The organism is Massilia sp. TWP1-3-3, assembly GCF_049897805.1.
Taxonomy (GTDB): domain Bacteria; phylum Pseudomonadota; class Gammaproteobacteria; order Burkholderiales; family Burkholderiaceae_D; genus Telluria_A.
Genome location: NZ_JAFCWX010000031.1, coordinates 68,139 through 78,168, shown reverse-complemented (window position 1 = coordinate 78,168; position 10,030 = coordinate 68,139). Strand labels below are relative to the sequence as shown.

Here is a 10,030-nt window from a genome sequence, read left to right as displayed (position 1 = left end):
ATTGCCGGAAAGACCTATCGACATCGAGAGAATCGTTCGAAGCCCAGGAAGCCCGGCGTAAAACCACACAAGAAGATGACTCAGAAAAACTGTTGAAATGTCTTAACTTGGGTGGATTGGCTCGCGCCCACCCTCGCGCCATTGGTTCCGCTGTTTAATGAGGGCAAGCTGGGCATCGTGCTCAATATCGGCCCGCTGGTGGAGCCGACGACGAAACAGCAATTCAAGAACAATACCGTCAAACTGCCGCCCAAATTACTTTCCCACGCTGACCAACATGCGCTGTGGCTGTGCGGCTCCCAGGGTGGCGCCCCATCGGGCTGGGGTGGCCGCCTGGCCGATCAGTTTCTCTCAGCGAGCGGCAACACCCCTTTCAGCTGCATCAACCTGTCTGATAACTCGATATTTCTTTCGGGAAACACAGCAATCCAATTCAGGATCACGACTGCCGGTGCGATTCCCCTTGCAGGTGTAGGCAGTCCACTCTTTGGATCGGCTGCGGCGTCGGCAGCACTACGCAACTTGATCACCGAGCCGCGCGTGCATCTGTTGGAAAATGAATATTGCCGCGTCAGCAAACGTGCGATCGAAGCTCACGAAGTTCTCGCCGGGGCGCTGACCGCCGCACCCGCACTGCGCACCGGATTCCCCGCGTCCAACAGCCTGGGTGACGAGTTGCGCATGGTGGCGCGCCTGATCGCCGCCGCCCCGGCACTCGGCGCCAGGCGCCAGGTGTTCTTTGTCGGCCTGGGCGGCTTTGATACCCACGACGGCATCAGCGCCACCCATCCGGTGTTGATGACCAGGCTGGCCGAGGCGCTGGCCGCATTTCACGCGGCGACCCTCGAACTGGGCGTCTCCGAGCAAGTCACCACGTTTACCGCCTCCGAATTCGGACGCGCGTTGACGGGCGACGCCGATGGGTCGAATCACGGCTGGGGCAGCACCCACTTTGTGCTCGGCGGAGCGGTAAAAGGCGGGCGCTACTACGGCACGCCGCCCTTGATCGCCAACGACGGCCCCGACGATATTGGCATGGGCCGGCTGCTGCCGAGCACCTCGATTGAACAGCATGCCGCCACCCTGGGCGCCTGGCTGGGCGTGGGCGACAGCGAACTGCTCGCCCTGCTGCCCAACCTGTCGAACTACAATCCCAGCACGCGCAAGCTGGGCTTCGTGTAAAGTATTCTTCCTCATAGAAACCCCACACCCGGGGTCAGTTCCCCCATTGCGACACGAGCTCAGCCAATAGCGGTCGAGCTCGTGTCGCAATGGGGGAACTGACCCCGTTTGATTTGACAACGCAAAAAGGTATACATCATGGTAGTTGGCAAGAAACCCGATGCGGCGCGGCTGGACAAGATCGTCGCCGACGCCCGCCGCGCCGCCGATACGCGCGAGCTGGGCTACCGCGAACGCTCGCTCAAGATGTATCCGTGGATCTGCGGGCGCTGCATGCGCGAATTTACCCACACTAACGTGTCGCAGCTGACGGTCCACCACCGCGACCATAACCATAACAATAATCCGCCCGACGGCAGCAATTGGGAACTATTGTGCCTGTACTGCCACGATAACGAACACTCGCGCTACCTCGAAGCCGACCGTGGCGCCGGCTTGCTGTCTGACACTGTGCAGCCGGCAACGCACAATCCCTTTGCCGCGCTGGCCGGCCTGATTAAAAAGAAAGATGGGGCTTGAGGCGCCATCGCCAGAATTTTCTTCTGCTGTTCTCGTCCGCATCAATCCGGGTTCTTGCGATGATCCCGGCAGCGCTCGCACGGATAAAAGCTGATTGTAAGAAACTATAGTTGTCGAGAAAATTTACAGTCGCGGCAAGCATGAACCAGGGATTTCCGCTAAATCCTTGATAATTATCAATATTAATTTCCTGGCACAAGTATTGCTATTAGTGCCAGGTCAATTAATTATTAGAAATGTTCATGATGAAATTTGCAATTCCCCTCGCTTTCGCCGCCCTCTTCGCCACTACCGCTTCGGCCCACGCCGGCGTCATCTCCGATCTGGGCAACACCGGCTACTGGGGCGGCAACGACCACCATTACGGCGACGTGATCGGTGGCGCGATGTACGACGTCAAGGGTGCTACCGTCACCCGCGCGGGCAGCAAGCTGACCGTGTCGATCGACACCAGTTTCGCCGGCCACGCGGGCAGCGACACCTGGGCCGCAGCCAAGGGCATCGGCTACGGCGACGTGTTCCTCGCCGCCAACTGGAACCCGTTCGGCACCGATGCGCATCACGTCAACGACAACGCGGCCACCGGCACCAAATGGTCGTACGGCCTGAACCTGGACAATCGCTGGAGCAACACCGGCGGCACCTTCACGCTCTACGAACTGAACGGCGCCACGAATGCCGCCAACGTATTAATGTCGCAAAACTTCCTCACGTGCGCCCTGGGCACCCAGTGCTACTACCGCGATGGCCAGGCGACCGCCGTCAACACCGCCTCCAAAACGGTGCGCAATACCGGCATGACGGGCACCTGGACCGTGTCCGCCGACAAGGCTCTGCTGTTTAACATCAACATCGGCGGCAGCGCGCTGGCCGGCTTTGGCGACATCGCCCTGCATTGGGGCGAGACGTGCCAGAACGATGTCCTCGAAGGCTACACCGATGTTCCCGAACCGGCGACGCCGGCGCTGGTCGGCCTGGCACTGGCCGGCCTGGCGCTGCGCCGCAAAGCGCGCACCAGCGCCAAGGCGTGAGCAATCCCGGCGGCGCGGTAGCGGAAAGCGGGGGCTTTTCCGCTACGCGCCGTCGGCGACTGCCGGCCGGCGCGCGCCTGCGCAGGTATGCTATAACGCCGGTATGCGCAAAAATATTCTCGTTCTGTACGCCCATCCCAGCGCCCACTTGTCGCGCGTAAACGCGCGCCTGGCCGAGGCGGCGCGCGCCGTCGAAGGCGTGCAGGTGCACGCACTGTACGACACCTATCCCGACTTTTACATTGACGTGGCGCGCGAGCAGACACTCATGGCCGCCGCCGATGTCGTCGTCTTCCTGCATCCCATCCAGTGGTACAGCATGCCTTCGCTGCTCAAGGAGTGGGTCGACGCCGTGCTGCTGCCCGGCTGGGCCTACGGCGCCGGCGGCCATGCACTCGACGGCAAGCTGTACTGGCTGGTGGCCACCACCGGCAGCGCAGCCGATGCCTACAGCGCAGCCGGCCCTCATGGACGCTCGTTCGATGCCTATCTGGCGCCGTTCGCGCAAACCGCCGCCGTGTGCGGCATGCGCTGGGAACTGCCGCACATCCTGCATGGCGCGCATCACGCGAGCGAGGCGCAAGTGCAGGCGCACGTGGACGCGTTCACGGCGCGCCTGGCCGCGTTTTCCGCCCTTCCCGCACACAATTGAATACAAGCTGAGCTGACATGGAACATGCAATCCTGATCAACGCACTGGTCTACCTGGCGGCCGCCGTGGTGGCGGTACCAATCGCCAAGCGGCTGGGACTGGGCGCCGTGCTCGGCTACCTGCTGGCCGGCGTTGCCATCGGCCCGTGGGGTTTGCGCCTGATCGGCGAAGTCGACGTGATCTTGCATTTTTCCGAGTTTGGCGTCGTGCTGCTGCTGTTTTTGATCGGCCTGGAACTCGAGCCCAAGCGCCTGTGGGCCATGCGCCGCCCCATCTTTGGCAGCGGCGCGGCGCAGGTGCTGGGCGTGGCGGCGGCGCTGTGCGCGGCAGCCCTCTTGGCCGGGGTGGCGTGGAAGGTGGCGCTGATCGGCGCGCTCGGCCTGTCGCTCTCGTCCACCGCCATCGCCCTGGCCACGCTCGACGAGCGCAATTTGAAGGGCACGCCGACCGGCTCCTCCGCTTTTTCGATCCTGCTGTTCCAGGATATCGCCGCCATACCCATGATCGCCGTGGTGCCGCTGCTGGGGGTGGCCGCCGCCACCGGCGAGGGCGCCAACTGGGTCGATGCGCTGCGCATCGTCGGCGTGATCGTGGCCATCATCTTCAGCGGCCGCCACCTGGTACGCCCTGCCCTGCGCATGATCGCCAAGAGCGACCTGCGCGAAATCTTCACCGCTTTTGCGCTGCTGCTGGTGATCGCCATCGCGCTGCTGATGCAGTGGGTCGGCCTGTCGATGGCGCTGGGCGCCTTCATGGCCGGCGTGCTGCTGGCCGATTCAGAATACCGGCACGCGCTCGAAACCGACCTCGAGCCGTTCAAGGGTCTGCTGCTGGGGCTGTTTTTCATCGCGGTCGGCATGTCGGTCGACTTCGGCGTCTTCATGGCCCAGCCATGGCTCATTTTAGGCATCGTTGGCGCCTTCCTGGTGCTGAAAACGCTGGTGCTGTACGGCCTGGCCAAGCTCTTTGGCATCGCGCGCAGCCAGCGCGCGCTGTTTGCCTTTCTGCTTTCCCAGGGCGGCGAGTTCGCCTTTGTCGTGTTCGGCGCGGCGCAGGCGGCGCGGGTGCTGTCGGCCAACGTGGCCTCGATCCTGATCGTGGTCGTCGCCCTGTCGATGGTGGCCACGCCGCTGCTGCTGATCGTCTACGACAAGCTGATCGCCCCCCGTTTCAACGACCGCAAGGCGCGACCCGACGACGCCATCGAACACAACGAGCACCACGTGATCATCGCCGGCTTCGGGCGCTTCGGCCAGATCGTCGGACGCCTGCTGACGGTCAACCGCATCAAGCTGACGGTGCTTGACCACGACCCGGACCAGATCGACCTGGTGCGCCGCTTCGGCTCCAAGGTGTTCTATGGCGACGCCACCCGCATCGACCTGCTGCATGCAGCCGGCGCCGCCCATGCGCGCGCGCTGGTGGTGGCCATCGACGACATCGACGACAGCTTGAAGCTGGTGGAGGCGGTGCGGCACGCCTTTCCCGACCTGACCATCATGGCGCGCGCGCGCAACGTGACGCATTACTACGACCTGATGGACCGCGGCGTGACGATCATCGAGCGCGAAACGTTCGAATCGGCGCTGCTGCTCGGACGCGCCGTGCTGTGCGAACTTGGCTTTGGCGCTTACCGCGCACGCCAGGCGGCGCAGAAATTCAAGAAGATGAACATTGAAAACCTGGACAAGGTCTATCCCTTCTACAAGGACCAGGAACAGCTGGTGTCGATGGCCAAGCAGGCGCGCGACGAGCTCGAAGCCATGTTTTCGCTGGACGCGGAAGCGACGGAAAACGAACAGAAAAATGGCTGGGATTAGGCTTCGCACTTATTATTGCTAGCTCATGGCAAATAATGTGCAACTAAATAGCAAAAGACGGTATGCTAAAGGTGCTGATCCCGACCGCAGCATCCACCTTTTGACTGGAGCACACCATGAGCAAGCATGCCGCCGCGCCGAATGCCTCCCCCGCCCCCCTCGCCGAACCGATGATCGACATGAACATGACGCCGCTGATCGACGTCATGCTGGTCTTGATCATCATGCTGATCATCACCATTCCCCGGCAACAACACGCCACCACGCTGGCCATGCCCACCACCTCGGCGCAAGCGGAGCAACCGGTGGTGGTATCGATCGATGTTGATTTTGACGGCACCGTGCTGTGGAACGGGCTGGTGCTGCAAAGCCGCGCGGCGCTCGAGAGCAAGCTGCTGGCGGCATCGCGCGCGGCCGTGCCGCCGCAACTGCAACTGCGGCCCAACAAGCTGGCGCCCTACAAGGCGGTAGCCGGCATCATGGCGACGGCCCAGCGTGCCGGCCTGCTGAACATCGGCATCGTGGGCAACGAACAGTTCATGTAGGCGGCGCGCAGCGTGGCACGTGCCGGCGCACGCTGTCTTGTACCAGGTCGGCGCTGAACGGCTTGACGAGAAAGTCGGCGCCGCCCAACGCCAGCGCGCGCGCATGCAGTTCGGGGTCCAGGTGGCCGCTGACGAAAATCACGGGAATGGCGCACAACGCGGCGTCGCCCTTGAGCTGGCGGCACACTTCATAGCCGTCCATGCCTGGCATTTCAATATCGAGCAGCAGCACGGCCGGCGCCTGCTCGCGGCAGATCGCCAGCGCGTCGGCCCCGTTCAAGGCCATGCATACTTCGTACTCGTCTTTCAGCATCGCGTACAAGACCTGGATGTTGACCGGCTGGTCGTCGACCAGCAACACCAGCGGCCGGGCCTGCGCTGATCGCGGCGCCGTCATGCCAGCTCCCGCAGCAGGGCGCGGCACGCGCGGCTGGCCCCCTTGAAGTCGAGCGCCTGCATGCGCTCGTCAAGCGTCGTCAGGCGCGCACCCAGGACCGCGCCATGGCCTTCGCGCAGCTGCGAAAACACGTCGCAGGCGCCCATGTTGTGCCCGGCGAGCAGCTGCTCAAGTTGCTCCAGCACGCTTGCCAGCGGCGCCGCCTGCGGTCCCGGCGGCAGCGCTACCGGCGGCACCAGGGCGGCCACTTCCAGCGCCAGGTCGGCAACGCTGGCGTCCACCAAGCGTTGCACCGTGCGCAAGGCAAGGCCGACATCAACCGGATCGCCCCGCCGCAGCAAGCTTTCCAGTGCGCCGGTGTAGTCTTGCAACTCGGCCGCCCCGACAATACCGGCCGCGCTTTTAAAGGTGTGCAGGATATTCGGCGCGCCGTCGTGCCCGGGAAGCGCCAGCGCGGGGCTCAGCTCGATAAGGAACTGGGCGGCTTCAAGCGCATAGGTGCCGGCCAGCGCAATGAACAATTCTTCGTTGCCGCCCAGGCGCAGCAGCGCCTGCTCGCGCTCGATCGACGAGGCTCGTGGCTGGGCCGCGGGTGCCGCAGTCGTTCCACTGGCCGCAGTCGTTCCACTGGCTGCAGTTGCCGACGCGCTGCCCGCGCTGCGGCAATGCTTGAGCAGCACCGCCACCAGCGTGGCGATATCGACCGGTTTTCCGACATGGTCGTCCATGCCGGCGGCAAGGCAGGCTTCGCGGTCGCTGGGCATCACGTTCGCTGTCATGGCAATGACGGGCAGGCTGCGGCAGGCGGGCAGGCGGCGCAGCGCGCGCGTGCAGTCGTAGCCGTCCATGTCGGGCATCTGCACGTCCATCAGGATGGCGTCGTAGCGCCGCGCGAGCACCATCTCCAGCGCCAGCGCGCCCCCGCCGGCCACGTCGACTTGCGCGCCGGCGTGCGCCAGCAGGCCACACGCGATTTGCTGGTTCAACAGGTTGTCGTCCACCACCAGCACGCACAGGCCACCAAGAGGCGCCCGTGCGTTTGCAGCGTTTGCAGCGTTTGCAGCGTTTGCAGATTCTGCCGCTGCGGCCGGTGCCGCGGCGGGCAGCGCCTCGATGCCATGCCCGGCGCGCGCGCTGGTCACCGCCTCGAGCAGCATCTGGGGCGTAACCGGCTTGGTCAGAAAGCCGTTGAGCAGCGCGCGTTCGCCCTGGGGCCGCGCGGCGAGCGACCCGCGCCCGTGCGCGGTCACCATCACCACGATCGGCGTCGGATTGTCGATGCGGATGCGGCGCGCCAGTTCCCACCCGTCCATGCGCGGCATGCGCCAGTCGAGCAGCACCACGTCGAAGGCGGGATGCGCGGCCAGTACCGCCAGCGCTTCTTGGCCGCTGGCCGCGTCCAGCGCCAGCCAGCCGAACGAAGTGGCCATGCTCACCAGGCTGCGGCGTGACAGGGCATGGTCGTCGACCACCAGCACGCTGAGCTGCGCTACTGGTAATTGCGGTAACGGCGGCAACGGCGGCGCGCCACCTGTGTGCAGCTCGGCGCCGCAGCGTCCAAAACGGGCCGAAAACGAAAAACAGCTGCCCTGCCCCAGCGTGCTGCGCACCGCCAGCTTGCCGCCCATCAGCTCGACCAGACGCTGGCTGATCGTCAGTCCCAGCCCGGTGCCGCCGAAACGGCGCGCAGTCGACGCTTCGGCCTGGGTAAAGCCTTCAAAGATGCTGCCCAGCTTGTCGGGGGCAATGCCAATGCCGCTGTCCTGCACCGAAAAAACGATGTCGTGGCCGTCGGGCGCACTGCCGGCCAGCGCCAGCGTGACGGTCACTTCGCCGTGCTCGGTAAACTTGATCGCATTGCTGGCCAGGTTGATGAGCACCTGGCGCAAGCGCGTAACGTCGCCCACCAGCGTGGCCGGCAAGTCCGGGGCAATGACGAAGATCAGCTCCACATCCTTAGGGCCGAGCAGCGCCGAAAGGATGGTCGACAGGTCGCGCAGCAAGGTGTCGACCCGGAACGCTGCGCTTTCCAGGGCCAGCTTGCCCGCTTCCACCTGCGAAAAATCGAGGATATCGTTGAGCAGGCCAAGCAGCGAGCGCGCCGCCGAGTCGGACTTGACCGCGTAGTCGCGCTGCAGCGGCGTCATGGCCGTGTGCTGCAGCAGTTCAAGCATGCCCAGCACTGCGTTCATGGGAGTGCGGATTTCATGGCTCATGTTGGCCAGGAACTGGCTCTTGGCGAGATTGGCTTGCTCGGCCTGGTCGCGCGCGTCGGCCAGCACGCGCCGCACTTCGCGCTCGGCGCCGATATCCTTGGCAATGCCCAGGTAACCGACGATGGCCGCTTCGCTGTCGCGTACCGCCGTCACCGTCAGGTTGACCGGCAAGCTGCTGCCATCCTTGCGCACATAGGTCCAGTCGAGCGACTCCGAACCGCCCGCGCGCGCAGTGGCGATGAATACCTCGAAGCCGTCAAGCGCGCGGCCCGATCCGTGCCCCAGCGTAGCGCCACGGCGGCGCACTTCATCGGCATCGTGAAACAGCGTTGGCGTGGCCTTGCCGATCAGTTCGGCTGCACTGTAGCCGAGCATGCGTTCGGCGCCGGGGCTGAACAGTTCAATGGTGCCTTGCTCATCGGTCTGGATAATCGAAAAATCGCTGGCGGCGTTGACCACGCCTTGCAATTGGCGCAGCGCGACTGCCTTGCCAGCTTCGGCCCGCTTGAGCGAGGAAATATCGCTGACAAAACCGTACAGGCCGCACACCTGGCCGTCCTGGATATCGGGAATGTACGACAGCAACGCGTCGCGCACCTCGCCTGAGGCGAGGGTCACGCGCCGTTCAAAGATTTCGCGGTTGCCCGCCAGCGCCGAGCGCAGGCGGGCCTCGATCTCGGCAAAGCGGGTGCTGCCGAGCACCTCGCTGATATGCTGCCCGCGAATGGCCTGCGGCGACTTGCCGAACCATTCGAAGTAAGCGTGATTGGCGAAGCGGTTGCGCAACTCCTTGTCCCAGTACACCACCAGCGCGGGCGTGTAATCGATAAACTGTTGCAGCGCCGCTTGCGCGTGGCCCAGTTCTTCGCTTTTGTGCGCCAGTTCCGCCAGGCTGGTTTCCAAATTGCCCTGGGCGCGCCGCCGTTCGGCATTTTCGTGCAGCATGCCCTGGCGCGACTGCTGCAACTGCAGCGTCATCGCGTCGAAAGTATGGCCCAGGATGCCGATCTCATTCGTTTCGAGCAAATTCAGACGCAGGTCCAGGTTGCCTTCGATAACTTGTTCCGTCATGCGCTGCAGCGCGGCCACGGGCTGCAGCACGCGGCGCCGGATCACCATGCTGGCAATGGCAATCAGCACCACCAGCACGGCCAGGCTGGCGATGGCGGCGACGGTGGCGCGCTGCTGCGCCGCCTCGAGCGCCAGCCGGTTCAGCTGCATCAATTCAAAGCCGTCGTCGAGCATGTCCTGCGCTGTCAGGAACAGGGCGCTGACGACCGCGCCGGTTTTCCTGCGCCCCACGTCGCTGGTGCCCGGCGGATCGCGGGCAATGCGCTGGAACAGGCGATCAAGCGTGGCCAGATTGGTTTTTTCACGCGCGAGCAGGGTACGCTCGACGGCACCACTGTAATGGTGACCCGCCAGCGCCTGCTGAAAACTTGCGTAGCGACTAGCCCACTGCGTGCGCGCCCGTACTTCGCCATACAGGGCCACCTCCATCGACAGGTAACGCAGCGTGGTTACGGCGCGCACCGTTTCCTGGGCCATGCTGATTTGTTCAGTTTTGCTGCGCACTTGGCGCGCGGCCAGCGCCGTTACAGCCAGCGTGGCGGCAAAGGCCAGCGAAGCGAGCACCGTCAGCAGCGTGCGTTGGTGATTGAGCAGCAT

At 64.3% G+C, this 10,030-nt stretch carries 8 protein-coding genes; 6 read left to right on the top strand and 2 right to left on the bottom strand.

The annotated features are described in order from the left end of the window. Positions 1-141 precede the first annotated feature (141 nt). The 6 genes from ACP7D4_RS23275 (at position 142) to ACP7D4_RS23250 (ending at position 5,749) form a co-directional block, all read left to right on the top strand. Entirely contained in the window at positions 142-1,182 is a 1,041-nt protein-coding gene (locus ACP7D4_RS23275) for a DUF1501 domain-containing protein (RefSeq protein WP_426211586.1), read from the top strand. Positions 1,183-1,320: 138 nt separating this feature from the next. After that, positions 1,321-1,701 (top strand): YajD family HNH nuclease, encoded by a 381-nt coding sequence (locus tag ACP7D4_RS23270; RefSeq protein ID WP_426105710.1) that lies wholly within the window; start codon positions 1,321-1,323, stop codon positions 1,699-1,701. Positions 1,702-1,943: 242 nt separating this feature from the next. Next, on the top strand, positions 1,944-2,732 hold the full coding sequence (locus ACP7D4_RS23265) for a PEP-CTERM sorting domain-containing protein (RefSeq protein WP_426211584.1): 789 nt from the start codon (positions 1,944-1,946) through the stop codon (positions 2,730-2,732). Positions 2,733-2,835: 103 nt separating this feature from the next. Then, positions 2,836-3,384, top strand: coding sequence for an NAD(P)H-dependent oxidoreductase (locus ACP7D4_RS23260; RefSeq protein ID WP_426211582.1), 549 nt, complete (start codon positions 2,836-2,838; stop codon positions 3,382-3,384). A 17-nt stretch (positions 3,385-3,401) separates the two neighbouring features. Beyond that, positions 3,402-5,204, top strand: coding sequence for a glutathione-regulated potassium-efflux system protein KefC (gene kefC, locus ACP7D4_RS23255; protein ID WP_426105706.1), 1,803 nt, complete (start codon positions 3,402-3,404; stop codon positions 5,202-5,204). 116 nt (positions 5,205-5,320) lie between these two features. Continuing rightward, entirely contained in the window at positions 5,321-5,749 is a 429-nt protein-coding gene (locus tag ACP7D4_RS23250; RefSeq protein WP_426211580.1) for an ExbD/TolR family protein, read from the top strand. On the opposite strand, the gene ACP7D4_RS23245 is transcribed toward ACP7D4_RS23250, so the two are convergent. Together ACP7D4_RS23245 and ACP7D4_RS23240 are read right to left on the bottom strand one after the other, a co-directional pair. Further along, positions 5,742-6,146, bottom strand: coding sequence for a response regulator (locus tag ACP7D4_RS23245; RefSeq protein WP_426105704.1), 405 nt, complete (start codon positions 6,144-6,146; stop codon positions 5,742-5,744). The genes ACP7D4_RS23250 and ACP7D4_RS23245 overlap by 8 nt on opposite strands. Next, positions 6,143-10,030, bottom strand: coding sequence for a response regulator (locus ACP7D4_RS23240; protein WP_426211578.1), 3,888 nt, complete (start codon positions 10,028-10,030; stop codon positions 6,143-6,145). The genes ACP7D4_RS23245 and ACP7D4_RS23240 overlap by 4 nt, the downstream gene beginning before the upstream one ends.

What these genes read in the sequence shown, in the direction of transcription:
- ACP7D4_RS23245 (WP_426105704.1), bottom strand. Translation starts at nt 6,146, where the DNA reads ATGACGGCGCCGCGATCAGCGCAGGCCCGGCCGCTGGTGTTGCTGGTC.
- ACP7D4_RS23260 (WP_426211582.1), top strand. Translation starts at nt 2,836, where the DNA reads ATGCGCAAAAATATTCTCGTTCTGTACGCCCATCCCAGCGCCCACTTG.
- ACP7D4_RS23250 (WP_426211580.1), top strand. Translation starts at nt 5,321, where the DNA reads ATGAGCAAGCATGCCGCCGCGCCGAATGCCTCCCCCGCCCCCCTCGCC.
- ACP7D4_RS23265 (WP_426211584.1), top strand. Translation starts at nt 1,944, where the DNA reads ATGATGAAATTTGCAATTCCCCTCGCTTTCGCCGCCCTCTTCGCCACT.
- ACP7D4_RS23240 (WP_426211578.1), bottom strand. Translation starts at nt 10,030, where the DNA reads ATGCTGCTCAATCACCAACGCACGCTGCTGACGGTGCTCGCTTCGCTG.
- ACP7D4_RS23270 (WP_426105710.1), top strand. Translation starts at nt 1,321, where the DNA reads ATGGTAGTTGGCAAGAAACCCGATGCGGCGCGGCTGGACAAGATCGTC.
- kefC (WP_426105706.1), top strand. Translation starts at nt 3,402, where the DNA reads ATGGAACATGCAATCCTGATCAACGCACTGGTCTACCTGGCGGCCGCC.